Annotated in this window: 24 protein-coding genes; 8 read left to right on the forward strand and 16 right to left on the reverse strand. The window is 60.3% G+C overall.

Annotated elements, in window-relative coordinates; translation table 11 throughout:
- Positions 1 to 3: 3 nt before the first annotated feature.
- From KI617_RS13255 to KI617_RS13270, 4 genes are read right to left on the reverse strand one after another with little or no spacing between them, the layout of a single operon-like run.
- The gene (locus tag KI617_RS13255; protein ID WP_226446997.1) at positions 4 to 1,767 is read right to left on the reverse strand and encodes a type IV pilus assembly protein FimV; all 1,764 of its coding nucleotides are present in this window, start codon (positions 1,765 to 1,767) and stop codon (positions 4 to 6) included.
- 43 nt (positions 1,768 to 1,810) lie between these two features.
- Positions 1,811 to 2,476, reverse strand: coding sequence for an energy-coupling factor ABC transporter permease (locus KI617_RS13260; protein ID WP_226446999.1), 666 nt, complete (start codon positions 2,474 to 2,476; stop codon positions 1,811 to 1,813).
- Between the two features lie 36 nt (positions 2,477 to 2,512).
- The gene (locus KI617_RS13265) at positions 2,513 to 3,445 is read right to left on the reverse strand and encodes an electron transfer flavoprotein subunit alpha/FixB family protein (RefSeq protein WP_226447001.1); all 933 of its coding nucleotides are present in this window, start codon (positions 3,443 to 3,445) and stop codon (positions 2,513 to 2,515) included.
- Positions 3,446 to 3,458: 13 nt separating this feature from the next.
- The gene (locus KI617_RS13270; protein WP_226447003.1) at positions 3,459 to 4,208 is read right to left on the reverse strand and encodes an electron transfer flavoprotein subunit beta/FixA family protein; all 750 of its coding nucleotides are present in this window, start codon (positions 4,206 to 4,208) and stop codon (positions 3,459 to 3,461) included.
- 142 nt (positions 4,209 to 4,350) lie between these two features.
- Between KI617_RS13270 and KI617_RS13275 the strand changes: the two genes are divergently transcribed.
- Complete coding sequence (locus tag KI617_RS13275) at positions 4,351 to 4,947, forward strand: TetR/AcrR family transcriptional regulator (RefSeq protein WP_226447005.1); 597 nt, start codon at positions 4,351 to 4,353, stop codon at positions 4,945 to 4,947.
- Here KI617_RS13275 and KI617_RS13280 read toward each other — a convergent pair.
- The 8 genes from KI617_RS13280 to KI617_RS13315 all read right to left on the reverse strand — a co-directional run bounded on the left by KI617_RS13280 (position 4,944) and on the right by KI617_RS13315 (position 14,036).
- The gene (locus tag KI617_RS13280) at positions 4,944 to 5,549 is read right to left on the reverse strand and encodes an ABC-type transport auxiliary lipoprotein family protein (protein WP_226447007.1); all 606 of its coding nucleotides are present in this window, start codon (positions 5,547 to 5,549) and stop codon (positions 4,944 to 4,946) included. The two genes, KI617_RS13275 and KI617_RS13280, sit on opposite strands and share 4 nt — an antisense overlap.
- A gap of 2 nt (positions 5,550 to 5,551) precedes the next feature.
- Positions 5,552 to 6,478 carry an MlaD family protein gene (locus KI617_RS13285; RefSeq protein WP_226447009.1) on the reverse strand — a complete coding sequence of 309 codons (927 nt, stop codon included), beginning with the start codon at positions 6,476 to 6,478 and terminating at the stop codon, positions 5,552 to 5,554.
- A 9-nt stretch (positions 6,479 to 6,487) separates the two neighbouring features.
- On the reverse strand, positions 6,488 to 7,243 hold the full coding sequence (locus tag KI617_RS13290) for an ABC transporter ATP-binding protein (protein WP_226447011.1): 756 nt from the start codon (positions 7,241 to 7,243) through the stop codon (positions 6,488 to 6,490).
- On the reverse strand, positions 7,240 to 8,346 hold the full coding sequence (locus tag KI617_RS13295; RefSeq protein WP_226447013.1) for an ABC transporter permease: 1,107 nt from the start codon (positions 8,344 to 8,346) through the stop codon (positions 7,240 to 7,242). The genes KI617_RS13290 and KI617_RS13295 overlap by 4 nt, the downstream gene beginning before the upstream one ends.
- On the reverse strand, positions 8,343 to 9,845 hold the full coding sequence (gene ppx / locus KI617_RS13300; RefSeq protein ID WP_226447015.1) for an exopolyphosphatase: 1,503 nt from the start codon (positions 9,843 to 9,845) through the stop codon (positions 8,343 to 8,345). Before ppx ends, KI617_RS13295 begins: the two co-directional genes overlap by 4 nt.
- Positions 9,846 to 9,976: 131 nt before the next feature.
- Positions 9,977 to 11,869, reverse strand: coding sequence for a propionate--CoA ligase (locus tag KI617_RS13305; protein WP_226447016.1), 1,893 nt, complete (start codon positions 11,867 to 11,869; stop codon positions 9,977 to 9,979).
- Between the two features lie 48 nt (positions 11,870 to 11,917).
- Complete coding sequence (locus KI617_RS13310; protein WP_226447017.1) at positions 11,918 to 13,039, reverse strand: GGDEF domain-containing response regulator; 1,122 nt, start codon at positions 13,037 to 13,039, stop codon at positions 11,918 to 11,920.
- A 1-nt stretch (position 13,040) separates the two neighbouring features.
- Positions 13,041 to 14,036, reverse strand: coding sequence for an oxidoreductase (locus KI617_RS13315; RefSeq protein ID WP_226447018.1), 996 nt, complete (start codon positions 14,034 to 14,036; stop codon positions 13,041 to 13,043).
- Between the two features lie 133 nt (positions 14,037 to 14,169).
- Between KI617_RS13315 and KI617_RS13320 the strand changes: the two genes are divergently transcribed.
- The 3 genes from KI617_RS13320 (at position 14,170) to KI617_RS13330 (ending at position 16,438) form a co-directional block, all read left to right on the forward strand.
- The gene (locus KI617_RS13320; protein WP_226447019.1) at positions 14,170 to 14,667 is read left to right on the forward strand and encodes a C40 family peptidase; all 498 of its coding nucleotides are present in this window, start codon (positions 14,170 to 14,172) and stop codon (positions 14,665 to 14,667) included.
- Positions 14,668 to 14,785: 118 nt separating this feature from the next.
- Complete coding sequence (locus tag KI617_RS13325) at positions 14,786 to 15,802, forward strand: Fe(3+) ABC transporter substrate-binding protein (RefSeq protein ID WP_226447020.1); 1,017 nt, start codon at positions 14,786 to 14,788, stop codon at positions 15,800 to 15,802.
- A gap of 63 nt (positions 15,803 to 15,865) precedes the next feature.
- Complete coding sequence (locus tag KI617_RS13330; RefSeq protein WP_226447021.1) at positions 15,866 to 16,438, forward strand: ankyrin repeat domain-containing protein; 573 nt, start codon at positions 15,866 to 15,868, stop codon at positions 16,436 to 16,438.
- A gap of 20 nt (positions 16,439 to 16,458) precedes the next feature.
- Here KI617_RS13330 and KI617_RS13335 read toward each other — a convergent pair whose 3' ends face one another.
- Positions 16,459 to 18,096, reverse strand: coding sequence for an ABC transporter permease (locus KI617_RS13335; protein ID WP_226447022.1), 1,638 nt, complete (start codon positions 18,094 to 18,096; stop codon positions 16,459 to 16,461).
- 30 nt (positions 18,097 to 18,126) lie between these two features.
- Between KI617_RS13335 and KI617_RS13340 the strand changes: the two genes are divergently transcribed.
- From KI617_RS13340 to KI617_RS13355, 4 genes are read left to right on the forward strand one after another with little or no spacing between them, the layout of a single operon-like run.
- Positions 18,127 to 19,206 carry an ABC transporter ATP-binding protein gene (locus tag KI617_RS13340; RefSeq protein ID WP_226447023.1) on the forward strand — a complete coding sequence of 360 codons (1,080 nt, stop codon included), beginning with the start codon at positions 18,127 to 18,129 and terminating at the stop codon, positions 19,204 to 19,206.
- Entirely contained in the window at positions 19,203 to 19,907 is a 705-nt protein-coding gene (gene aat, locus KI617_RS13345) for a leucyl/phenylalanyl-tRNA--protein transferase (RefSeq protein ID WP_226447024.1), read from the forward strand. Before KI617_RS13340 ends, aat begins: the two co-directional genes overlap by 4 nt.
- 2 nt (positions 19,908 to 19,909) lie before the next feature.
- Positions 19,910 to 20,659 (forward strand): arginyltransferase, encoded by a 750-nt coding sequence (locus tag KI617_RS13350; protein ID WP_226447026.1) that lies wholly within the window; start codon positions 19,910 to 19,912, stop codon positions 20,657 to 20,659.
- Positions 20,656 to 21,309: a YbaY family lipoprotein gene (locus tag KI617_RS13355; RefSeq protein WP_226447028.1), complete on the forward strand. Its 654-nt coding sequence runs from the start codon at positions 20,656 to 20,658 to the stop codon at positions 21,307 to 21,309. Before KI617_RS13350 ends, KI617_RS13355 begins: the two co-directional genes overlap by 4 nt.
- Before the next feature lie 9 nt (positions 21,310 to 21,318).
- Here the strand turns inward: KI617_RS13355 and KI617_RS13360 are convergent, their stop codons facing one another.
- The 3 genes from KI617_RS13360 to fhuE are packed head-to-tail and all read right to left on the reverse strand — an operon-like array spanning position 21,319 to position 24,842.
- On the reverse strand, positions 21,319 to 21,519 hold the full coding sequence (locus KI617_RS13360) for a hypothetical protein (RefSeq protein ID WP_226447030.1): 201 nt from the start codon (positions 21,517 to 21,519) through the stop codon (positions 21,319 to 21,321).
- Complete coding sequence (locus KI617_RS13365) at positions 21,516 to 22,667, reverse strand: PepSY-associated TM helix domain-containing protein (RefSeq protein ID WP_226447032.1); 1,152 nt, start codon at positions 22,665 to 22,667, stop codon at positions 21,516 to 21,518. Before KI617_RS13365 ends, KI617_RS13360 begins: the two co-directional genes overlap by 4 nt.
- A 6-nt stretch (positions 22,668 to 22,673) precedes the next feature.
- On the reverse strand, positions 22,674 to 24,842 hold the full coding sequence (gene fhuE, locus KI617_RS13370; RefSeq protein ID WP_226447034.1) for a ferric-rhodotorulic acid/ferric-coprogen receptor FhuE: 2,169 nt from the start codon (positions 24,840 to 24,842) through the stop codon (positions 22,674 to 22,676).
- Positions 24,843 to 25,032: the final 190 nt, after the last annotated feature.

The raw sequence follows: 25,032 nt of genomic DNA on the forward strand, positions 1-25,032 counted from the left end.
GATCTATTCCATTCGGTTAGAAGTTTCTTTCAGCTCAATCAGGAACAAAATATCCTCAACGACAGGTAAGGCAAAACCCTGCCTCTGACCGCCGCGGTTGTCACGCAACAACTGGTACAAATATCCGACGACGTCGCCAGACTCCCAAAGTTCGAGCACGGTTTGCAAAAGGCGCGGCAAGTCTTCAAGAGACTGCGGCCGAGGACCAAGCGGCAGATCAGCCATGTCTTCCGAAGAATTAGCGCTCAAAGCCGACTTGGTACTGTCCCAGCTTTGCACCTCGACGTTGAAATTCAGATTCAGATTGCGCGCAACATTTTCAAATTCAGCACGCATGCCCGCCATGCGATAGACATCCATCAGGCGAATCCATGGCTGCAGTGCTTCCTGAGGGTTGTGGTCGATAAATTCCTGGAGCGCCTGGGCCGCCCCCTTCACCCGCCCGAAGGAAAGCATGATGTCTGCCAGCTCCATAACCGGATTGGCTTCAAAATGCTCGTCCAGGGTTGTGGCATTAATCGACAAGATCGAATCTTGCGGATGCGCCGGCGACCTCTCTGGCTCCGGTGAAGTGGCCGGGGCAACATCATCCTTGGCATCAAGCTCGACATCGACCTGCATGGGCATGCCCATCGCTGCTGCCTCGAAAGGCAGATCGATGCCGCCAAGCTCTTCGTTCTCCTCAGCCCGCTGCGGATCAACTCGCACTTCCGGCACATGAGTCTGTGGCTCAATCTCAGCGAATTCCTGCTGACGTTCGCGGTACTTTCGCCAGCCAAACCAGCCGGCAAGTCCAAGCACAACCCCGAGCAGAACGCCGTAAACACCCCACTCTGTCGGCCCAGAGGATTCCTTGACTACAGGAGCTGGTAAATTCGGCTGCGGCCGGACCGGGATGTTGGCTTCCGGTACGGCGAGTGCCTGAGGCTGCACGACAACGGCAGGCACCGAAGGGACAGGTACCCCCCCTTCCTTCTCGACTCGCTGGGCAAACTCTCCAGCCCGCTGCTGGAGTTCGCCCAGCGTCCCCTCCATGTTACGGAGCTTCTCGGCCACCGCCATTTGCGAAGTGGCCTGTTCATGCATGGCCAGCAGCATCCGGAACTCAAGACGCAGAATTTCGCGCTGCGCCTCCTTCGCCCCCGCTCCAAGCAAGAGCTCGGTCGCCAATCGCAATGAAGGCTCGCCGACATCGGCAGCTCCCGAAAGCATCAAGCGATCCGGGAGCCCTTTCTCAGCCGAGCGCCTCTCGGATTTCCGCGGCAAAAGCTTGGCGGGAGGCTCGACAGCAATCGGCATCACCGGGCGATTTCGTACTGTTTTCCGCACGGGGGTTGAGGCGACAGGTGCTTCGGCATGATCCGGGCGAGGCTCTGCGACCAGCGTGGCACCTTCCCGTGCCGGCGAAGCCATCACAATATAATCACGGGAAATCTCATGCCCGCAGCCAAGCTGGATCGCCAACTGGAGAATCGGCTCCCGTAGAGGGGCTTCAGAACGGATTTCGAGCAGCGGTGGAACACCCTTGCGGATGCTCAGACTGGCCTTTTTCAACCAGGGCAGATCGCTGGAACCTTCAGGCTGAACAAGACGAAAGCAGGCTGCATCAAGCGGCTGCTTCTCCGTGCCCAGAAGCGCGATTTCAAGCCGAATACTGTTTCCGAGGACTGGCTGTCCGCGCAGTTCGCCAAGGCCAACAGCCGCAACACTCCCGGACAGGACCAGCATGCAGAGCGACGCGGAATAGCGAAATACCAAGCGATCCAAGGAAACTGCCTTTAATGACATAAAATTGTCAGAATTGTAGCTGCTATTTCCCCGACAGATAACGGGAATCATCAAATGTAACAACCCAATTCGGTCGGTAAACCACGAAAAGCGTCATCATCATTCCCGACAGCCAGGCCTCCGAGAAACCCAGCAGTAGAAAATAGGGAAAATACTCGCTGAACAGGTAATCCCAGTCGTAGGCACCAGCCAGCGCAAGCAGCAGTGAGGCACAGAATCCGACACCGATAATCGTCAAGGCAGCACAGAGAAAACCGTTGACGAAAATATAGACAAAAAAATGCTTGGGCAGCACACCGGAAAGGACGCGATATAGCGCGTGACTCAATCCAACACCGCCCCCCGCCAACAAGAGCGCATTCAGCACATAGGCGAATGGCCCCGCAGCCCCGTTCAAGGTAATCCCTGCGACAACCAGCGATAACCCGATGAAGGCCAGATGCGGGCCGAAACTCAAGGTAAATACCGTGGCGCCGAGCAGATGAAACCCCAGCCCCGGCTTGACCCCCGCTTTAAGGCTCCAGATCAGGGTCAGCAAGACGATCATGCCCAGCCAGACGTTCAGTTGATCGGAATCCTTGAGCCGCCCCCAGGGAGCCCGAAAAATACTGCGGGCGAAGAATAGTAGCCAGACGACCCAAGCCGCCCAGTACCACGCTTCGCCCAGCAAGTTATCCGGCAGATTCACACCGCTATTCTAGTGCCAGCCTCCGGATTTGGGGTGTTAGCCGACCGCCCCGACCAGTTGCGGCACCACTTCAAACAGATCGCCAACCAAACCGTAGTCCGCCACCTGGAAGATTGGAGCATCAGGATCCTTGTTGATCGCAACGATCACCTTGGAATCCTTCATACCGGCCAAATGCTGGATTGCGCCCGAAATACCAACGGCTATATAAAGTTGCGGCGCAACGATCTTGCCGGTCTGGCCGACCTGATAGTCGTTCGGCACGAAACCGGCGTCGACTGCAGCACGGGAAGCACCGAGGGCGGCGCCCAGCTTGTCGGCAAGCGGCTCAAGCAGCTTGTGATAGTTTTCACCGCTACCCAGACCGCGACCACCGGAAACGATGATCTTGGCGGCGCCGAGTTCCGGACGCTCGGACTTGGTGAGTTCTCTGTTTTGGAGTTGGGATTGCGCTGTATCGGCTGCCGCGGCGATTGCTTCAACGGTAGCCGAACCACCGGTGGCGACGGCATCGAAGGCAGTCGTCCGCACGGTGATGACCTTGACCGGATCGGCACTCTTGACCGTCGCCAGTGCGTTGCCGGCGTAGATCGGGCGAATGAACGTATCGGCCGATTCGATGCCGCTGATTTCGGAGATCTGAGCCACATCGAGCAAGGCGGCGACGCGCGGCAGCAGGTTCTTGCCGAAGGTCGTGGCCGGCGCCAGGATGTGGGTGTAACCGGCGGCATTGGCAACAACCAGCGCTGTCAGGTTCTCGGCAGTCTGTGATTCGTAATGCGCTGCATCGGCCACCTTGACCTTGGCAACGCCTTGCAGACCGGCAGCCTGCTGGGCTGCGGCACTGCAATTGGCACCCGCCACCAGCACATGGATTTCGCCACCAATCTTTTGTGCGGCAGCGACGGTATTGAGGGTAGCGGCCTTGAGGCTCTGCTGATCGTGTTCGGCAATAACGAGAATGGTCATGGTCTATCTCCCCTTAGATCACTTTCGCTTCATTGCGAAGCTTGTTCACGAGTTCGGCCACATCGGCCACCTTGACACCGGCACTGCGCTTGGCCGGTTCACTAACCTTGAGCGTGGTCAGGCGCGGCGCGACATCGACACCGAGATCTGCCGGCTTGACAGTCTCAAGCGGCTTCTTCTTGGCCTTCATGATGTTCGGCAACGTGGCATAGCGCGGCTCATTCAAGCGCAGGTCGGTCGACACGACGGCCGGCAGGCTGATCGCCAGGGTTTCGAGGCCGCCATCGATTTCGCGGGTAACCGTTGCCTTGCCGTCAGCGATGACGACCTTGGAGGCAAACGTGGCTTGCGGCCAGTTTTGCAGGGCGGCAAGCATCTGGCCAGTCTGGTTGGCATCATCATCGATGGCTTGCTTGCCGCAGACGACGAGTTGCGGTTGCTCTTTGTCGCACAGGGCCTTGAGCAGCTTGGCGACGGCCAGCGGCTGGAGTTCAACATCGGTCTCGACCAGGATGCCACGATCGGCACCAATCGCCATGGCCGTACGCAGGGTTTCCTGACAGGCAGCGACACCGCAGGAAACTGCGATCACTTCGGTCGCCACGCCGGCTTCCTTCAGACGTACCGCTTCTTCGACGGCGATTTCGTCAAACGGGTTCATGCTCATCTTGACGTTGGCCAGATCAACACCCGAACCATCCGCCTTGACGCGAACCTTTACGTTGTAATCAACTACCCGTTTCACCGGAACCAGTATCTTCACAAGCCTTCTCCTTTTACTCGGTTAGATTTTCTAAACTGTGACATCCGTTTGACAGACAACTACTCAATCAGCACAATGACCATACTGTGTCGTATGGAAAAGCATACGGTAGCGTATGGAAAACAAACCTGTCAAGCCCTCAATGAAAACCACATCGGTCAAACCCCGCAAACGGACGACTGCAACGCGCACTCAGCTCGACCCGGATCGCTGGGTAGAAGTGGCTAACGACCTCCTCGCCAAGGAAGGTATCAGCGGCTTGCGCGTCGAAGTGCTGGCCAAGCGTTGTGGTGTCACCAAGGGCAGTTTCTACTGGCACTTCAAGGATAGGCAGGCACTGCTCGACGCGGTTTTGGAGCAGTGGAAACTTGGCCGTATCCGCGACATTGAAAAGACAACGGCAGTCACCCCCGGCAACGAACGCGACCAGCTCCATTACGCGATCGAAGTTTACGGCGCCAGCCGCAACCGCAAGGGAATGTCGATCGAGTTGGCGGTACGCGACTGGGCAAGACACGATGCCCAGGCCGCCGCAATCGTCGAAGCCGTCGACCTCTATCGCCTGGAATGTACGCGCAAGCTGTTCGTTGCTGCCGGCATGTCGGATGCCGAGGCCAAGAGCCGTAGCCTGCTGCTCTACGCCTGTGTTTTCGGCTTGTCGCTGATGCATTACACGCATTTCGACGACAACCTTGCCGACCTCAAGCAACGCATTGCCGAGCGGATTGTTTCCAGCTAACTGAAGCACGCTCTGGCAACCTCGCCTGCGGCTAGCTGTTTTTCCCAGGCAAGCAGGTCGATAGCCATTTGCTCGACCGTGAGCGTCAAAGCCTCCACACCACCACGCGCATCTGGCGACGGTGCCAGTTTTTCAAGATTCAAAGCCAGTTCCGCCACCTGCCGACGCGAACGATCGAGCAGCAAAATCCGCCCCTGCAGAACCCCGCGACTACTTTCAGCCATGGCAAAAACCTGACTGAATTCCGTAACTTCGACACGGACCAGACAACGGGTCTGCCCCTGCCCAGCCACGACATAGCCGAGCTGTTGCGACAAGCGCTGCTGGATCATCTGTGCGGGCGGCCCAGCCCAGCGAGCCCGGGCATATTCGCGCAAGCGGGCGGCATCGACATAAGCCAGGCGGTAGTCGATCCCCAGCGAATCGAACCACAGCGGCGCCCGCACCTCCAGGGCAATTGGCTGTTTGCGGGGCACGGGAAGCAGGCTTGATGGCGCCGGCCCGAAGTCATAAATCGCCAGCGGGCTTTCACCGCCCCGCTTGCCAGAAGTGAAGCAAGCCGAGAGACAAAGACAGAACAGGATGGCAGCAAGCCAGCGCATTTTTATTTCCCCGCGTTCGGGTTAAAACCGGTTTCGCCCGGACCGGGTGCCTGAGCTGGTGCGCCAAAAACCAGGCCTTGTGGCGTATCTTCAAGAATGCGCAGAACCCGGCTCAGTTGCCGCGAAGTCATCGAAAAATCTACCGCCAGCTCATTCAAGCGAGGCATCAGCGCCGAGGTTCCGCCGGCCGAAGCATCGCCGATGGCGACATCCAGCTTGTCAGTGGCAAGCTGCATCTTGCCGATCAGAATGCGGGTATCGCTGAGTAGCGGTCCGACCTCCCCTGCCGCCTGGGAAAGTTGTTTGACGTTGCGGTCATTCAATAATTTATTCATCTGGACCAGCGTCACATTGAGGTTTTCCAGCGCCGGTTTCATGCTGCTGGATGCGGCCTCCAGGTTAGCCAGTGTCGCCGTCAGATGCGCCCGATTTTCTACGCTGAGCAATTCATTGGCACTCGCCATCATCTGTCGAGCCTGCTTCAGCGTGGCTGCCCCGGTTTCGCCGAGTTCATCGAGGAGCGATGGAATCATCGCGATACGTGGCAAATTATCGCCATCAGGCTCCAGAGGCGCCATGTCCTTGCCGGTCTCCAGCAACAGGATGTGAGCCAACCCGGTAACCCCCTGATAATTCAGCTTGGCCACAGTCCCGGTGGTCAGCGGCACGTCTTCATTGACAGAAATGGTCACCAGGATATTGCTGTAGTCGTCCGGATCGAGGCGAATATCGCTAACCTTGCCAACCCGGATACCCCGATAGCGAACCTGCGCCTGAGGATTCAGCCCACCGATATTTTGCTTGGTCACAACGATGTAATCGCGTGACGCGTCGCGACTGCCGCTTAGCCAATAGGTCGCCAGCAAGGCCGCCAGGCCAAGGATGAGGGCAAAGAGTCCGGCAGCGAAGGCGTGAGACTTGTTTTCCATGATTAGTGATTAAAGCAGTTTCCGGCGATCAGCGCCAAAAAAGCCGGTGACGAAGGGGTGATCGACCGTCATGATCTCCTCCTTCGGACCAAAGGCAACGATCTGTTGATCAGCCAGCACCGCCACGTGGGTGGCCAGCCCAGCCAGGGTATGCAGGTCATGCGTCACCATGACCACCGTCAAGCCAAGTTCGCGCTGCAAATTACCGACCAGTTCGACAAAATTCTGGCTGCGATCCGGGTCAAGCCCAGCCGTTGGCTCATCGAGGAGCAGTAGCTCGGGCTCCAGCGCCAGCGCCCGAGCCAGTGCAACGCGCTTAACCATCCCGCCAGACAACTCGGCCGGCATCAGCTTGCCGTGCGACTCCTCCAGACCGACCATGGCCAGCTTGAGATGGACCAGTCGTCGTATCCAGTCCTCGTCAAGGCAGCGCAATTCACGCAAGGGGAAGGCAATGTTGTCGAATACTGACAGGGCAGAAAACAGGGCACCGTGCTGAAACAACATCCCGAGACGACGCCGCACATCCCGCTGCAGGAGCACATCCGGGTCGTTGAGATCGACGCCGAACAGCCGAACCACACCGGCATCCGGCCGCAGCAGGCCGAGGATTTCGCGCAGCAGCGTCGTCTTGCCGCTCCCGGAACCGCCCAGCAAGCCAACGATCTGCCCCTCATCCACCAGCAAGGCAAGGTCGCGATGCACCATTTGTCCGCGAAAACTGGCCGATACCCCGCTCAGTTCGATGACCGGCGCCTGACTCATAACTGCGGCACCCCGATCTGCCGGGTGAAGATCGCAAAAATCGCATCAGCCAGGATGACCGAGGTAATCGCCGTCACCACCGCGCTGGTCGTGTTGGCCGACAGGCTTTCGGTATTCGGTTTGACGTGCAGGCCAAAATGGCAAGCAACCACCGCAATGACAAATCCGAATACCAAGCCTTTGCCCAGGCCGATGAACAGGTTGGCTACCGGCACGGCCCGGGGCAGATTTTCAAGAAAGTAGATCAGCGACAGATCGAGTTGCAGCAAGGCCGCCAGCATGCCGCCAAACAAGGCCACCGCCGATGTCCACAAGACCAGGAGCGGCATGGCGACAGTCAACCCGAGCACCTTGGGCAAAACAACCCGAATGCTGCGAGAGATGCCCATCGTCGACAAAGCATCGATTTCCTCGGTGACACGCATTACACCAATCTGCGCCGTCATCGCCGAGCCGGAGCGTCCGGCCACCAGCACCGCCACCAGCACCGGCCCGAGTTCGCGGACAATCGAGATGCCGAGGATGTTGACGATGAAAAGATCGGCGCCAAAGCTCTTCAACTGCAGCGCCGAGAGATAACTGATGGTCACGCCAATGAGGAAGCCAACCAGCGCGGTAACCGGCAAAGCCAACGCGCCGGCCTTGTAAACGTTGGAGGTAAACTCTCGCCACGGCACATCCTTCGGGTGGCGAAACAGATAGGCACAGTCAAGCAGCAATTGGCCAAACAGCGCGACCATGCCGCGCAAATTCGCCAGCGCCTTGAGCAGAAGCGCCCCAACAAACTCCGGCAAATGCACGCGAGGCACCGCTTGCGGCGGCATCTCGCGAGGCAACTCAGCAACGCGAGTGAGGACCGGGCGATGCGTCGCACCGATATCCAGGCTATCTGGCCACCTGCCCCCCCAGGTCCGCCACAGCAGCACCGCCGCCGCACTATCCAGCCGCGTCACGGCCGATAAATCCCAATGCCTGGTGTTAGCTGACTGCTTGGTGAGTTCTGCCTGCAGAACAGACAACATCGGCAGCATCTCCGCAAGCGTCCAGGAACCGGAGAGCACTACCTTCCCCGGCTCGACTCGCAAGCGGGGAATTTGACTCATGCAGTTTTCCTGACCGGCTTGGACTTGAAGATGTAGTCCCGCCCGATCTGCTTCCAGACACTGGACTCCTCGCCAAAGGCCGCCGCAGTCCACGGATTGGCCACCAGCCAGTCGGCGGGTAATTCAAGCAGGAACCCGTTGCCACTCCGCACGACGCGCCAAGCCGGAAGCGCCCGATCATCGCGGGTTCTGTGCAGCAAAACGGCCAGACGCAGGCAAAAAATCAGGTTCCACGCACTGTCCTCCGCCGGGATTGCCCCCAGCTTTTCGAGCTTGCCACGGTGACCAAGCACCAGCATGGCCAATCGCGCCTGATCCTTCTTGGAAAAACCCGGCATGTCGGCATAGGTCAGCACGTAGGCACCGTGCTTGTGATAGGCATTGTGGGCGACGGAAATACCGATTTCGTGCAGACGGCAAGCCCATGACAGGAACTGCACATCCGATTCCGATGGCGCCCCTTCCGACAACTGGGTCAGCGCCGACAGCGCCGTGGTTTCCACCCGCTCGACCTGATCGCCTTCAACCTGGTAGCGGCGGCGGAACTGCGTCACGGTGGAATCGCGCATGTCGTGATGGTGGAAGCGGCCGAGCAAATCGTAGAGCACGCCGAGACGCAAGGCACCGTCGGCATAGGACATGCGCTCGATATTGAGCTCTTCGAAAATCGCCGACATGATAGCCACGCCCCCCGGAAACACCGGCAGACGATCACCCTTGATGCCGGGCAGATCGAGCGCCTCGGCAGACCCCGCCTTGATCAACAGCGCGCAAAGCTTGTCGAGTCCGACCCGCGTAATGCCGCTTTCGCCGTTCGGGTTCATGCTGTTCAGTTCCAGCACATCGGCAATCGCCCGCGCCGAACCCGAGGAACCAACGGCCTCTTTCCAGCCAAGGCGCTGGTAGTCATGGGCGATCAGTTCGATTTCCTTGGCCGCCGCCACCTGGGCTTCGCGCAGCCGTTTCTTGTCGATCCGGCGATCCGGAAAGAAACGCTGCGTGTAGCTGACGCAGCCCATGTACAGCGATTCCATCAACTGCGGCTCATGGCGCTTGCCGATGATGAACTCGGTCGAACCGCCACCAATATCGATGACCAGCCGCTTGTGTGAAGCCATGGGCAGCGAATGCGAGGCGCCGATATAAATCAGGCGAGCCTCTTCGCGCCCGGCGATGATTTCAATCGGAAAGCCGAGTGCCTCTTCCGCCAGCGGCAGAAATTCGACCGCATTCTTGGCGACGCGCAGGGTATTCGTGGCGACTGCGCGCACAGCCCCCTTGTCCAATCCACCCAGACGTTCGCCAAAACGGCGCAGCGCATCCAGCGCACGCGCCTGGGCTGCCGCATCAAGGCGTTTGTCGGGCATCAAGCCGGAGGCCAGACGGACTGATTCCTTCAGGGAATCGAGCGTATAAATTTGATCATCCACCACACGCCCGACCTGCAGGCGGAAGCTATTGGAACCCAAATCGACGGCAGCGACGGTTTCGTAAATCATTAGCGTAATCGACACAATGGTAGGACTGGCGGGCATTCTACCACCCGCCCCCGGCCCGGATTCTTACAGCGCTGCAATAAAAAGGCCCACCGATTTTCATCGGCGGGCCTTCATTGAAACGCGAAGCGAGATTAGCTGGCCAGCGCGTTCTTGATCTGTTCCAGCGTGGACGGATCGTCGATCGTCGTCAGATCACCCGGGTCGCGACCTTCAGCCAGCGCCTGCAGCGAGCGGCGCAGCATCTTGCCGGAACGGGTCTTCGGCAGACCTGTGACGAAGTGCACACGGGCCGGACGACCAATGGCGCCAAGAATGCCGTCGACCGTGCCGAACACTTCCTTCTCCAGCGCCTTGACCTGCTCCGGCGTCGCGACCTTGGAAGCATCCTTGACCACGGCAAACGCCATCGGCACCTGGCCCTTGAGCTTGTCTTCGACGCCAACCACGGCCACTTCGGCAATCGCCGGGTGGTTCTGGATAGCCTCTTCGATTTCACGGGTGCCCAGACGGTGGCCGGCAACGTTGATCACGTCGTCAGTACGACCGAGGATGGTGAAGTAGCCATCATCGTCCTTGATCGCCCAGTCGTAAGACGAATAGACCAGCGGGTCTTTGAACAGGGTGAAATAGGTGCTGACAAAACGATCATCCTGTCCCCAAACGGTGGTCAAACAGCCGGGCGGCAGCGGCGGAATGACGGCGGCGATACCTTTTTCGTTGGCATCGCAGACCGAACCGTCTTCGCGGAAAATCTGCAGGTTGTAGCCATAGACCGGGAAGGACGGTGAACCGTACTTGATCGGGGTTTTTTCGACGCCCGGCAGCGCGGCCAGCATCGGCCAGCCGGTTTCGGTCTGCCAGTAGTTGTCGATGACTGGCTTGCCAAGTTCGGTCATGAACCACTCGTGGGTCGGCTGATCGAGCGGCTCGCCGGCCATGAAGACGTGCTTCAGGGACGACAAATCGTACTTGTGCATGAAGGCCGGATCCTGCTTCTTCAGCACGCGGGCAGCCGTCGGCGCCGAGAACATCACCGAGACCTTGTACTGCTCGACAATTTTCCACCAGATGCCGGCATCCGGACGCAGCGGCGTGCCTTCGTACATCACGGTAGCCATGCCAGCGATCAGCGGGCCGTAGATGATGTAGGAGTGACCAACCACCCAGCCGATGTCCGAGGTCGAGAAGAAGGTTTCGCCCTCGCCACCGCAGTAGATGTGCTTCATCGACGAAGCCAGCGCCACGGCGTAACCACCGGTGTCGCGCTGCACGCCCTTCGGCTTGCCGGTCGTGCCGGAGGTGTAGAGGATGTAGGACGGCTCGGAAGATTCCAGCCATTCGCAAGGCACCTGGGCGTCCATGAACTGGGTGCGCAGGGTGGCGTAATCGACATCGCGACCGGCCACCTTGTTGAATTCCTTGTCCAGACCACGATCGACCATCAGCACCTTGGCCGGCTTGTGTTCGGCGATTTCGATCGCTTCGTCGAGCAGATGCTTGTACGGCACCGCCTTGCCGCCACGCATGCCGGCGTCGGACGAAACAATCAACACCGGCTTGGCATCGTCGATGCGGGTCGCCAGCGAACCGGAAGCGAAGCCACCGAAGACCACCGAGTGGATGGCGCCGATGCGGGTTGCGGCCAAAATAGCAAAGGTCGCCTGGGCGATCATCGGCATGTAAATCAGGACGCGGTCGCCCTTCTTGACGCCGAGGCTCTGGTAAATCGCCGCCATGCGCTCGATTTCGCGCTGCAGTTCGGCGAAGGAATAGACCTTCTCCTCGTCCGTTTCGGTCGAAATAAAGATCAGCGCACGGTCGTTCGGACGCTTGGCGGCGTGCCGATCAACTGCGTTGTAGCAAAGATTGGTCTTGCCACCGACAAACCATTTGGCAAACGGCGGGCGGGAATAGTCGCAGACCTGGGTGAACGGTTCTTTCCAATCGATGAACTGGGCCTGCTCGGTCCAGAACTCGTTCGGCTTTTCGATGGAATACTGGTGAAACTCCTTGTACGTCGCCATAAAACTCCCTCTAGCTAGGTTTTCCTGCACAACAAAATACCGAACGGATTAATTTTTTTCAGACTTCCGTTCGCTCAAACGATATTCGATCTCTGCCAGCGGCAGAGCCAAATCCAACTCCAATTCCTGCCCCATCAATTTCAGCAAGGGCAGAATCCGCTCGGCCAAAGCCGGCAAATGTGGGATAACCGGTCCCGGACGATTGGCTGCCAACAACTCCACCGCGTGGTGCAGTGAAATCGGCCGCGTCGCCGGCAGGATGCCGCCCGATTCTGTCCGATTGCCACCCGCCTGCATGGCTTTCTGCATGCGTTCCCCGGCCAGATCCAGCAAGCTTGCGGCTGAATCAACCTGATCGTTAGGCACACTGGCCAAGCCGATACTGACGGTCAACGCCACCGTCTGCCCTTGTACCGACAGGCGCGCCACCTCGATCGCCTCGCGAACGCGCTCGGCAAACGTTGCGCAAAAGGCCGGCGCCGTGCCGGGTGAAACGATGGCAAACTGCCCGTTACCGAAATGCCCCAGGCTATCCTCCTGGCGCATCTTGCCAGTCAGCATCTTGGCGAAACGGTTGCCAATCTGATCGGCCACTTGCTCACCAAGACGTTCGCACAACCCGGCAAAACCATCGAAACCGAGCACCATCACGCTGACATCGACGCCATGCCGTGCCGAATGCGACAAGGCCTGCGCCGCCTGAAGCTCCAGATATTTTCTTGTGAACAAACCACTCACCGGATCCTGCACCAGGCGCTCGCGATCCGCCTCGCGGGTTTCCTGCGCACTGGTCAAGACCAGCAAATTATTCAGACGGGTCAGCACTTCCGTACTTCCCGCCCCCTTGGTCACGAAATCCGACACCCCCAGCTCTTTTGCCCTGACCCGCTCTTCCTCCGTCTCTTCACCGGAAACCAGAATGAACGGCAGCTGCTGCAAGCGACGCAGCTTGGAGGTACGCACCCGCTCCAGAAGTTCGTAGCCATTCAGCTTGGGCATTTGCAGGTCGGAAATGACGGCCTTGATCGAGTGATCGACAACCAAGGTCTGCCATGCCGCTTCACCGTCGCACTCCTCCCGCACCTCGTACTGCCCCTGCAAATGCTGGATGAGGGATTTCCTGACCACTCTGGAATCATCGACGATCAGGATGTGCGGCAACTCGGCCACATCAGCCTCCGGCAATTTCCACCACGACGCGCCCCTTGGCGCGCCCGGCAATATATTCACCAAAGGTTGCGGGCAAATCGTCGAAAGGAATACGACGCGACATGGCAGCAAGATGCGGCGGACGTAGATCGGTGGCCAGACGCTGCCAGACTCCGCTACGGTAGGGCTCCCGGATATAACCGGAATCGATGCCGAGCAAGGACACACCGCGCAGAATGAAAGGCGCCACCGTGGTATTCAGCGACATGCTGGCGGCCAGCCCGATGCTGGCAATCGTTCCGCCCTGCTCCATCGTGCTGGCAATCCAGGCCAGCACATCGCCGCCCAGGTTGTCGACGGCACCAGCCCAGCGACCACGGTCGAGCGGGCGAATCCTGGTCAGGTCTAGACTCTGGCGCAGCATGACTTCAGCCGCCCCAAGGCTACGCAAGTAATCGGCCTCGGACTCTTTGCCGGTCAGGGCCACCACGTGATAACCGCTCCGGGCGAGCATATCGATCGCCAGGCTGCCGACACCGCCAGTCGCCCCGGTGACGATGACCGGCCCCTTTTCCGGACGCAGACCATTCTCTTCCATCCGGACAACGCCCAACGCGGCGGTAAAACCAGCCGTTCCCAAAGCCATGGCCTCATAGAGCGACAAGCCTGCCGGCAATGGCACAACCCAGTCACCGGGAACCCGGGCAATTTCGGCGTACCCGCCGTGGTGCGCCACACCGATGTCGAAACTGGTCGCAATCACCAAGTCACCGGCTTTGAAGCGCGGATCGCTGCTCTCAAGGACCGTGCCGGACAGGTCGATGCCACCGACACAGGGGAAACGCCGAATGATCTTGCCGGCGCCGGTGGCCGCCAGCGCATCCTTGTAATTGATACTTGAATAGGCAACCCGGATCGTGACATTGCCGGCATCAAGCCGGCTTTCATCCAGTTGGACGAAACCACTGCTTACCTTGCCGTCGTGTTCTTCAATCAGCAGTGCCTTGAAGGAATCCATAGATCGCCTCGCTCGTCGGGAGAGAAATTGTATTCATAATTACGGATGATGAACATAGTTGCAACTGCCGATTCTTTCAGCTTCTTTACAGCCCGGAGTTTTTCAAATACATTTCGGGGCTATGCATAAAGTATTGGTTTCCCTTCTGCTTGCCTCCTCGCTGCTCGTCGGCGGGATCAGCGCGTCCTCCGCGGCTGAACAGGTACGCAAACCGGAAGAGCAACCGTCGTTTTTTGAACGTTACACCAATGCCGCTCAGGATGTCATCCTGCAAGGTCTGAAGCTGGTTGGCGTCCGTTACCGCCTGGGTGGCAACGACGAAAGCAGCGGTCTGGATTGCAGCGGTTTTGTCCGTCTGGTCTTCAAGGACAGTATCGGCGCCTCCCTGCCGCGTACCGCTCGCGAAATGAGCGAAGTCGGCCAGCAAATCGATTCCAGCCAACTCAAGCCGGGCGATCTGGTGTTTTTCAATACCATGCGTCGCACCTTCTCGCATGTCGGTATTTATCTGGGTGACAACCACTTCATGCACGCGCCGCGCACCGGAGCGGAAGTTCGCGTCGAGAGCATGGAAAGCAGTTACTGGATGCAGCGCTACAACGGCGCCCGACGAATCCTCGAAGGCAACTAAACAAGAGCGGCAAAAAAGCCGCTTTTTTTACGCCCGAACAAGATAACCATTCTCATTTACAAAACGTTGCTTCGGCAAGTAAACTTGAACGGTTCCTATAGATACCCGGAGTTGCCGCATGAAGCTGAAGTCCGCCCTGATCGCCGTCACCGTCGCTGCATTGGCCCCCTCAGCCAGCGCCGAGGATAAGGTCCTGAATCTTTACTCTGCCCGTCACTACCAGACAGACGAGGCGCTTTACGCCAATTTCACGCAGCAAACAGGCATCAAGATCAACCGCATCGAAGGCAAGGAAGATGAATTGCTTGAGCGGATCAAGAACGAAGGTTCCAACAGCCCTGCCGACATTTTCCTGACCGTTGACGCCGCCCGCCTGGCCAAAGCCCATGAGCTGGGCCTGTTTGCCACGGTGAGCTCGAAGCTGCTCGAAACCCGCATCCCGGCTCATCTGCGCACTGAAGACTGGTTCTCGTTTTCAACCCGGGCCCGCGTCATCGTGTACAACAAAGGCTCGGTCAAACCGGAAGATGTGCAGAATTATGCCGACCTGGCCAACCCGAAGCTGAAGGGCAAGTTCTGCTCACGCTCCGGCTCGCATCCGTACAACCTGTCGCTGATGGCGTCGATCATCGCCCATCAGGGCGAGGCCAAGGCCGAAGAACTGGCCCGCGGCATGGTAAGCAACTTTGCCCGCGCCCCAAAAGGTGGCGATACGGATCAGATCAAGGCGGTGGCCGTCGGCGAGTGTGGAGTAGCAATTTCAAATACCTACTACGTAGCCCGTTTGCTCCGCTCAACCAAGCCTGAAGAGATCAAACTGATGGAAAAAGTCGGTGTCATCTGGCCTGACCAGAGCGGCAACGGCGCTCACATCAATGTTTCCGGTGGCGGCATGCTGAAAACCGCCCCGCACAAGGAATCCGCTGTCAAATTCCTGGAATATCTCGCATCCGATCAGGCGCAACGTTATTTCGCCGATGGCAACAACGAATGGCCCGCAGTCGACAGCGTCAAGGTAGCCAATCCAGCCCTGGAGTCGCTCGGCAAGTTCAAGGCCGACAAGTTGCCGGTCAAGAACCTGGCCATGTACCAGAGCAAGGCACAGATCATTTTCGACCGGGTCGGATACAAATAAGCTTGCTCGCCAAAGTCTTGGTGATTGCCTACAATCCCAAGACTGTCGAAATCGCTTGAAAACATGACAAACAAAGGATCCACCGCAAGCAAGCTGATCGCTGCCATCCGTGCCGGCCGATTGAACGGTGTCATCAATGCGCTTGATGACGGCGCTGACATTGAAGAGCCCGACATGCATGGCAGCCGTGGCCTGCCGCTACGGACAGCGTGTTTCGAGGGCAATCTGGCGATTGTGCGCGAACTGCTGACCTACGGTGCCAATCCGAACGCAGCAGCCAGCGATGGCCCCGGCGCGCCACTTCGCCTCGCATTAAGACAGAAGCACAACGAGATTGCCGCCCTGTTGTTGCAGCAAGGCGCGGTGATTCCCGCCGGTCTCGTCATCGATCCGAAGGTTTTTGAAATTCCCTGTGCGCCCCTGCCCGGTGAAGCCTTGGTACCCTCGCTCCCAGAAACCAAGCCGGACAACATCATCGAATTCACGCGTTCGGAAACCAATCTTCCGGTCTCGATCAAGGACGATGTTTCAGAGACCTTCGGCACGGAAACCAATGCGCTATCGATGGACCTGCTATTCCTGGAAGACGATGAGGCGCTTCATCTCCTGGGCCAGCCGCCCAAGAAGGCAGGCTAAGCTTTCCCTTTGAAACGCCGCTACTGACGGCGTGCCGCCGAAACCTGGCGAGACAGGGCAATCAGGGGTAACAAACCCACCGCGACAATGGCCAGGGCAGCCGTCGAAGCCTCGGCCAAGCGTTCATCCGAGGCCAGGGTATAGGCCTGCGTTGCCAGCGTATCGAAATTGAACGGGCGCATGACCAGTGTTGCCGGCAGTTCCTTCATCACATCGACAAACACCAGCAGCCCGGCCGTAAATAGACTGCCACGCAGCATGGGCACGTGCACCCGACGCAAGGTTTCACTTTGCCCCAAACCCAGACTGCGAGCGGCATCATCCATGCTCGGCGTTACTTTGGCCAGACTGGACTCGACTGTGTGCAGGGCCACCGCCAGGAAACGGACCAGATAGGCGTAGATCAGCGCAGCAATGCCGCCGGTCAGCAGCAAGCCCGGGTTCTGGCCGAACCACTGCGCCCATTGCCCGGCCAGCCAGTTATCGAGACGAGTCACCGGAATCAGCACGCCAACGGCGATGACCGCCCCCGGGACCGCGTAGCCGAGACCAACCAACCGGTTCAGCGCGTTGGCGAAAGTCGTTTTCGACAGCCGGGCACCATAGGCCAGCAGCAGTGCCAGCAAGACACCGATTGCCGCCGTACTACCGGCCAGCACGAAGCTGTTGCGGGAAAGGATGAAGAAACGCTCCCCGAACTGGGCATCGCCCTCGGTCAAGGCCATTTTCAACAACAGGGCAGCGGGCAGGATGAAACCCAGCAACAGGGGCACGATGCAAGCCAGAGTCGCCAGGATCGCCGCCGGGCCCCGCAGTCGCGCTCCCGCCATCGGCCGGTTGCGGCCCGTGGTGTTGTGATAGCGCGCCCGTCCCCGCGAAACGCGCTCGGCCATCAATAGAAACAGCACGAAAGCGAGCAGCATGGCGGCCAGTTGTGCCGCAGCGACACGGTCGCCCAGCGAAAACCAGGCGCGGTAGATGCCGGTGGTGAAGGTATTGACGGCGAAATAAGCCACCGTGCCATAGTCGGCCAGCGTTTCCATCAGCGCCAGCGCCACCCCGGCGACAATGGCCGGTCTGGCCAGCGGCAGGGATACGGCAAAGAAAGCCCGCCATGGACCCATGCCCAGCGTACGTGCTGCCTCCAACATACCGCTGGCGCGTTCGAGAAATGCCGCGCGGGCGAGCAGATAGACATAGGGGTAGAGCACGCTGACGAACATCAGAATAGCCCCCGGCAGCGTCCGGATGTCCGGAAACCAGTAGTCGCCATGCTGCCAGCCGAAAGTGTCGCGCAACAAGGTCTGTACCGGCCCGACGAACTGCAGGAAATCGGTATAGACATAGGCCATGACATAGGCCGGCACGGCCAGCGGCAGGACCAGCGCCCATTCGAAAACGCGACGCCCGGGGAAATCGTGCATTGCGGTCAGCCAGGCCGTCGCCACGCCAACGACACCAACGCCACAACCGACCCCCAGACAGAGCAGCAGTGAATTGCTGATGTATTCCGGCAACACGGTAGCCGCCAGATGCGCCCAGGTATCGCTGGTCCCGCCAACGAAAAGGTTCAGGCCGACACTGGCGACCGGTAAGCCGGCGAGCAGGGCGACGACAAGGCCGACAAGGAGCAGCGGGGAATAATGGACGGTGCGCATGGTTGTGAATGCGAATTATAATCGACCACCATGGCTCAACTTGAACTCAATGGCGTCATTCAGCGCTACGGCAAACACACGGTCGTTGATGGCGTAAATTTCCGGCTCGAAGGCGGCAGCATTGCCTGCCTGCTCGGCCCGTCCGGTTGTGGCAAGACCACGCTGCTGCGCTGTATCGCCGGATTCGAGGACATTTCCGGTGGTGAGATCAGCCTGCGCGGCGAAGTGGTCAGCCGTGCCGGGCAACGCGTAGCGCCGGAAAAGCGGCGGATCGGCATGGTTTTTCAGGACTATGCGCTGTTCCCCCACCTCTCCGTCGAGGAGAACGTCGCTTTTGGCCTGGGGCGAAAGCCGGCCGAGGATGCCCATCTGCGCGTCAGGCAACTGTTGGCCACCGTTGGCCTGCATGGCCAGGGTAACAAATATCCACACGAACTCTCCGGCGGCCAGCAACAGCGCGTGGCGCTGGCCCGGGCGCTGGCACCACGACCGGAGTTGATCCTGCTCGACGAACCGTTCTCGAATCTCGACGTCGGTCTGCGCGAGCGGCTATCGGTCGAAGTCCGCGAAATCCTCAAGCGCGAGGGATCGACCGCCATCATGGTCACCCATGACCAGAACGAAGCTTTCGCCATGGCCGACGAAATCGGCATCATGCACGAAGGGCGCATCCAGCAGTGGGACGTGCCCTACAACCTGTACCACCGCCCGGCCAACCGCTTCGTGGCCGACTTCATCGGCCAGGGCGTCCTGCTTCCCGGCGTGGTGGCTGGCGGCACCAATGTCGACATGGAACTCGGCCAGCTGGTTTCCGACATTGCGGTCGAGTGCAGCGAAACCTGCGCCAACTGTGCGGATGGCTGCGATGTCGATGTGCTGCTGCGCCCCGACGACATCGTCCATGACGACAAAAGCCCGCTGCAAGCCGAAGTGCTGCACAAGGCTTTCCGTGGCGCCGACATCCTCTACACGCTGCGTCTGGCCAGCGGTGCGGAAGTGCTTTCGCTGGTTCCCTCGCACCACAATCACGCGCTTGGCGAAAAGATCGGCATCCGGCTCGATGCCGACCATGTCATCGCCTTCAAGAAACTTCACGACAAACACGCATGATTCCCTACCTTGGCCCGCTCGACCTCTTTCCGCCGGTCGAAATGGCCCGGGAAGACATGGGCGGCCTGCTGGCAGTGGGTGGCAACCTGCAGCCGGATCGCTTGCTGGAAGCCTATCGGCGGGGAATTTTCCCGTGGGGTACCGTCGAGGGACAGCCGCTGTGGTACAGCCCGGACCCACGCATGGTGCTCTTTCCCGAGGAATTCCGGCTGACCCGCTCGCTACAGAAAACCCTGCGCGCCGGCAAGTTTGAAGTTCGCTTCGACAGCAATTTTGCCGGCGTGATGGCCGGCTGTGCCACGACGCCCCGACCCGGCCAGGATGGCACCTGGATCACGCCGGAGATGAAGCACGCCTACACCCGCCTGCATGAACTTGGCTGGGCGCATTCGGTCGAAACCTACGAGAAAGATGTTCTCGTCGGCGGCCTTTACGGACTGGCCATCGGGCGCATGTTTTACGGCGAGTCGATGTTCTCCCATCGCACCGACGCATCGAAGGTCGCTTTCGCCCATCTGGTGCGTTATCTTGTGGCCAACCAATTCGGCATGATCGACTGTCAGATGTATACCGACCACCTCGCCTCGCTTGGCGGCAGAGAAATTCCCCGCGCTGACTTCCTGCTCCGTTTGACGGCGCTGACTGCAGCCGGCAGCCCGCGCTCGGCCTGGTCGACCGACCCGCTCGACCCCGCGAGATAATCATGGCCCTGCCCGACGACGCCGCGCTGCCCTTCTCGCTGCTCCAGTTCTACGCCACCTCGCCCTATCCGTGCAGCTATCTGCCCGACCGCGAAGCCCGCTCGCAAGTGGCGACGCCGGCGCACCTGATCGACAGCGAAATCTACAGTTCCCTGATCCGCACCGGCTTCCGGCGCAGCGGCATCTTCACCTACCGCCCCCACTGCGACGATTGCCAGGCCTGCGTCCCGGTCCGTCTGCCGGTCGCCGATCTGCAAGCCAACCGCAGCCAGCGCCGCGCCATGAAACGGCACGCCGACCTGCGGGCCCGTGAATTGCCCTTGGTCTATCTCGAAGAACATTACGCGCTGTACAACCGCTATCAGCAGGCTCGCCACCCCGGCGGCGGCATGGATGAAGACAGCCATGAGCAATATGCCCAGTTCCTGCTGCAAAGCCGCGTCGACACCCGGCTGATCGAATTCTCCGACGGTGAAAACATTCGTATGGTCAGCCTGATCGACGTCCTCGACGATGGCCTGTCCTCGGTCTATACCTTCTACGACCCGGACATCCCTGACGCCAGCTTTGGCACTTACAACATCCTGTGGCAGGCGGCCCAGTGCCAGGCCCTCGGCCTGCCCTATCTCTACCTCGGCTACTGGATCGCCAACAGCCGCAAGATGGCCTACAAGGCCGCCTTCCGGCCGATCGAAGGGCTGATCGATGGCCGTTGGCAGCCCCTGCCTGCAAGCAAACCTGAAAAAGAATGAACCGCCACTACCTGCTTCCTCTACTCTTCCCGCTTTGCGCCATCGCCAGTGAAGAACGTATCCCCTATGCCTGTGACAACGGCAGTCGCCTCGACATTTCCTATTCGGCCGATGCGGACGAACGGGCGCAGGCCACCCTGCATTTCGCCGATGAAGCGATCACCCTGCCACAAGTCCCCGCGGCTTCCGGCGCCTTGTACCGCAGCGGCAACATTCGCCTGCACACCCAGGATGACAACGCGGTGATCGAAGACGCCAAGGGCAACCTGCGCCGCTGCGCGCGCGGCACCGTGTCCCCGGCCGGCAGCCAGAGCGCACCGTCGGCGGCCAGCAGCAGTTTCATCGACGTCACCGGCAGTGTCACCTATCTCGCCCGCATCGCCCTGCCGCCCGGCGCCATCCTTACCGTGCGCCTCAAGTCGGGCAAGCACACCCTGAGCGAGCAGCGCTACGAACTGAACGGCGCCCAGGTACCGATTCCTTTCGGCGCCACCATCGACCGTGACCTGCTCGGCAAGACAGCCGAGGTGACCGTGACGGCCCGCATCGAGGCCGGCGGCAAGCTGCGCTTCGCCGGCAGCAAGACCTTCCGCAAGCTGGCGGCCGACACCCCGCTCGAACTCATCCTCAAGCCGGCCGCCAAACCCTGAGGCGACGCGTCAGGTGCCCCCGGCACCTCGGCGCAGCCAGCCGAACCACAGGCTCACCCCGACCGTAATACCCAGGCAGAGCGCAGCCAGCAGATCGCCGAAGCCGCCATCGCTGAACAAGGCCGCGATCAACCCGATGCCGGTCAACCCGCCAAGCATCGCCGGCCAGCCCCAGATCGCCCGCGAACCCTGGTGACGCGGCCGGCTCACCGGCGTTCTCCGGCCGCCAGCGCGACCAACTCATCCTCGCGCGCAGGTGCTACCTGCCGCCTTTTCTTCAGCCATAAGTAGAGCCCGCTGCCGAGCACGATGATGGTCGCAATGTCGAGCAGCGCCCACAGGATCTGCATCGGCAGGCCGCCGTAATCGCCGAAATGCAGCGGCTGAGAAACCAGCAGGGCCGTCAGGTACCAGGGTAAGCTGGGTGCCGCGGTGACTTCGCTCGTCTTCGCATCGACCAGTACCGGCTGCAGCAGGCGCGAGGTGAACGGCTCGTTGCCGCGCAGGAAGAAGGCGGTGTGATGCGGGCTCGCGAAGGCCGTGCCGGGAAAGGCGATGAAGGACAGCGTTGTTTCCGGCGCCTGCCGCTGCGCCGCCTCCAGCGCAGCTTGCAGCGAGCCGCGTTCGGCCAGGGGCACCGTCGGCTGCCCCTGGTAGGGCGCCAGCAACGCGCTCAACTGGTCGTGCTGCCAGTATTTGATCAGCAGATCGGCCCAGGTGTTGATCATTCCCGTCGCACCCACGACGAAGAACCAGACCAGCGTGACGATGCCCAACAGGTTGTGCAGGTCCAGCCATTTCAGGCGCGGCCGACGGTCTCGGCGTACCGTGCCGAATTCAAGCTTGCGCATGAAGGGGCCGTAGAGCACGGCACCGCTGACGATGGCGACCAGCAGCAACAGCCCCATCGCCCCGAGAAAGAGCTTGCCGGCCAGGCCGGCAAACAGATCGACGTGCAGCTTGAACATCACCCACATGAAACCCTGGTCGAAACGCGGCTGGCCGAGCACCTCGGCAGTTCGCGCATCGACGACGACCGAGCGGAAATCGTCGGTCGGCTCGGGCGTCGGCGTCAGCGTGACGAACCACAGGTCGGCGCTGTCCTCCGGCTGCGAGACGAACTGCACTACCCGGCCCGGATGCTGCGCCCGCGCCACCTCGATCACCCGGTCCAGGCTGGCGCGCGGCGCGTCGGCCGGCATGGCCGGCGCCTCCACCTCGGTACCGAGCAGATGCCCGATCTCGTGATGAAAGATCAGCGGCAGGCCGGTCAGGCAGAGGAGCAGCATGAACAGCGTGCACACCAGGCTGCTCCACGTATGCACCCAGGACCAGGTGCGCAGGGTCTTGTTCTGCATCGCCGGTCAGAACTTGTACTTCAGCGAAACGCTGGCACTGCGCGGCGCGCCGTAGGTGTACTGGTTGTAGGCGTCAAACATGCCGTAGTAGGTCTTGTCGAACAGGTTGTTGACGTTGACCTGAGCCGAGAGCTGCTTGCTGATCTCGTAGCGCGCCATCAGATTAACCAGCGCATAGGCCTTCTGCTCGAACTTCTCGCTGCCGACGTAGGTGTAGGTCGTGCCCTGCCAGTTCGCGCCGCCGCCGACGGTCAGCGCATTCAAGGCGCCCGGCAGGCGGTAGGTGGTGAACAGCTTGAACAGTTCGCGCGGGTAGATGCTGTTCACGTCGGCACCGTTGGTGTCGGTCGCCGTGAATTGCGTATAGCCGGCACTGAGGTTCCAGCCCGGCGTCAGCTCGCCGGCCAACTCAAGCTCGAAGCCCTCGCTGGTCGCTCCCTGCGTGGCGCGATAAGCCGTTTCCGGCGGCGTCGTGCCGGCAATGATCTGGCCGGTGCTCTGGGCCAGGTTTTCCTGCTTGATCTGGAAGACGGCCAGCGAGGCGTTCAGGCGGCCGCCAAAGAACTCGCCCTTGACGCCACCCTCGGTGCTCTTGCCGAGGATGGGGTCGAGATACTTGCCGCTGATGTCGCGCCGCTGCTGAGGCTGGAAGATGTCGGTATAGCTTGCATACACCGAGAAGTTCTCGTTCAGGTCATAGATGACCCCGGCGTAAGGCGTCAGCTGATCTTCAATCTTGAGCCTGTACGGGTTGCTGGAAGCGTCGTCGCCGGATTTCTCGTACTTGGTCAGGCGCGCCCCGACGATCACCTTGAGCGGATCGGCCAGGTTCAGGCGCGCCGCCGCATACACCGCCTCCTGTTTGGTCTCTCCCTGGCTGTAGTAGGTCAGCCCGCCCCAGCTCGGCTCGGGGTAGCTCGTGCCGTTCCAGGCATTGAAGTCGCCCACCGTGCCGAAGGTGCTCGCTGCGCGGCTATCGGAAGCGAACTTCTGCTTGGCGTAGGTGTAGCCGACCGCCAGTTCATGCGTGCGACCGAACAAGCTGAACGGGCCGTTCGCCTGCAGGCCGAAATCGTCCTGCTGCGTGCGCGTCTTGTACGAGCCGGGCCAGGCGAAGAGGCCAAGGCCGGTCGTCCGGTCCGGCGTGCCGTACAGGTAAAGCAGGTAGGAGTCCGCCGTCCGGTCGCCATGGCTGTAGCTCGCCTTCACCTTCCAGTCGTTGGCGAAGCGGTGCTCCAGCGTTGCAAAATAGTTTTCGTAGACCGAATTCCAGCGCGTCCACTCGGCGGCCGTCGTCTTCGAGCGATCCCAGTTGGCCTTGCTGCCGTCGCTGTACCAGACCGGCAAGCCGCCCCACATCGAACCGCGCGGATTGTTTTCCTGCCGGCTGAAACCGCCCGACAGCAGGGTGTCCGGCGTCAGGTCCGCCTCGAAGGTGGCAAACAGCGTCTGGTTCTTGTTCTCCAGGTTATCGACCCAGCTATCGCGCTCGACGTACTCGCCGACCACCCGCGCCCGCAAGGTCTTGGCCTCGTTGACCGGCGTTGCCACATCGACCAGCACCCGCTGCTCGCTCCAGCTGCCGAAACCAAGTTGCACCGTGCCCGTCAGCACCTTGCTGTTGGCCCGCTTGCGCACCAGGTTGACCGCCGCCGACGGATCACCGACTCCGGTCGTCAGGCCCGTCGAACCGCGCACCACCTCGACCCGGTCGTAGATCGCCAGGCCGGTCAGGATCTCGCCCGAACTCCACTGCTGATCCCAGGTCGTCGGCACGCCGTCGACCATCAATGCATTGATGTCGAAACCGCGCGCATGGAACTGCGCACGATGCGTTTCATACTGATTCACCGACACCCCGGTCACGTTGTTGATCACGTCGGTGATGTTCAGCAGCCCCTGGTCCTCGATGCGCTGTTGCGTCACCACCGACACCGACTGCGGGGTATCGCGCGGCGACAGGCTCAAGGGCGTTGCCGTCTTTGTCTTGCCCGTGGTGTAGGAGCCGGTGCCCTCGGTGTTCTCTCCCATTACCCGCTCGGAAACCCTGACCGGCGAAAGAAGCGCCTCGCCACCGGCATCCTGTGCCTGCGACCAGCCCGATAGCGCGAACGCCACCATGAGAGAAACCGTCTTGATCCTGAATTTTTTGCCAGTGGAAATAGTGCGCTGCACGCCAAGCCCCCATTGCGAAAAAGTGATGAAATGGCTGGCTTTCCGCGTCTCTGGGGACGGACAGTGGCTGGCTAATGTGTTTTTAGATGATAACAATTCGCAATTGCATTGACAAGCAATAGGCCGAAAGTCATAGCCCAAGACTTCCACAGCGATTTCGAGATGGTCTATCCATAAGCCGTCGATCAGG

It is taken from the genome of Ferribacterium limneticum, assembly GCF_020510625.1.
In the GTDB taxonomy this organism is placed as follows: domain Bacteria; phylum Pseudomonadota; class Gammaproteobacteria; order Burkholderiales; family Rhodocyclaceae; genus Azonexus; species Azonexus limneticus_A.

Excerpts from the sequence above, each read along its gene's own strand:
- KI617_RS13265 (WP_226447001.1), bottom strand. The coding sequence starts at position 3,445 with ATGACCATTCTCGTTATTGCCGAACACGATCAGCAGAGCCTCAAGGCC.
- KI617_RS13275 (WP_226447005.1), top strand. The coding sequence starts at position 4,351 with ATGAAAACCACATCGGTCAAACCCCGCAAACGGACGACTGCAACGCGC.
- KI617_RS13280 (WP_226447007.1), bottom strand. The coding sequence starts at position 5,549 with ATGCGCTGGCTTGCTGCCATCCTGTTCTGTCTTTGTCTCTCGGCTTGC.
- KI617_RS13285 (WP_226447009.1), bottom strand. The coding sequence starts at position 6,478 with ATGGAAAACAAGTCTCACGCCTTCGCTGCCGGACTCTTTGCCCTCATC.
- KI617_RS13290 (WP_226447011.1), bottom strand. The coding sequence starts at position 7,243 with ATGAGTCAGGCGCCGGTCATCGAACTGAGCGGGGTATCGGCCAGTTTT.
- KI617_RS13295 (WP_226447013.1), bottom strand. The coding sequence starts at position 8,346 with ATGAGTCAAATTCCCCGCTTGCGAGTCGAGCCGGGGAAGGTAGTGCTC.
- ppx (WP_226447015.1), bottom strand. The coding sequence starts at position 9,845 with ATGATTTACGAAACCGTCGCTGCCGTCGATTTGGGTTCCAATAGCTTC.
- KI617_RS13305 (WP_226447016.1), bottom strand. The coding sequence starts at position 11,869 with ATGGCGACGTACAAGGAGTTTCACCAGTATTCCATCGAAAAGCCGAAC.
- KI617_RS13315 (WP_226447018.1), bottom strand. The coding sequence starts at position 14,036 with ATGGATTCCTTCAAGGCACTGCTGATTGAAGAACACGACGGCAAGGTA.
- KI617_RS13325 (WP_226447020.1), top strand. The coding sequence starts at position 14,786 with ATGAAGCTGAAGTCCGCCCTGATCGCCGTCACCGTCGCTGCATTGGCC.
- KI617_RS13330 (WP_226447021.1), top strand. The coding sequence starts at position 15,866 with ATGACAAACAAAGGATCCACCGCAAGCAAGCTGATCGCTGCCATCCGT.
- KI617_RS13335 (WP_226447022.1), bottom strand. The coding sequence starts at position 18,096 with ATGCGCACCGTCCATTATTCCCCGCTGCTCCTTGTCGGCCTTGTCGTC.
- KI617_RS13340 (WP_226447023.1), top strand. The coding sequence starts at position 18,127 with ATGGCTCAACTTGAACTCAATGGCGTCATTCAGCGCTACGGCAAACAC.
- aat (WP_226447024.1), top strand. The coding sequence starts at position 19,203 with ATGATTCCCTACCTTGGCCCGCTCGACCTCTTTCCGCCGGTCGAAATG.
- KI617_RS13350 (WP_226447026.1), top strand. The coding sequence starts at position 19,910 with ATGGCCCTGCCCGACGACGCCGCGCTGCCCTTCTCGCTGCTCCAGTTC.
- KI617_RS13355 (WP_226447028.1), top strand. The coding sequence starts at position 20,656 with ATGAACCGCCACTACCTGCTTCCTCTACTCTTCCCGCTTTGCGCCATC.
- KI617_RS13365 (WP_226447032.1), bottom strand. The coding sequence starts at position 22,667 with ATGCAGAACAAGACCCTGCGCACCTGGTCCTGGGTGCATACGTGGAGC.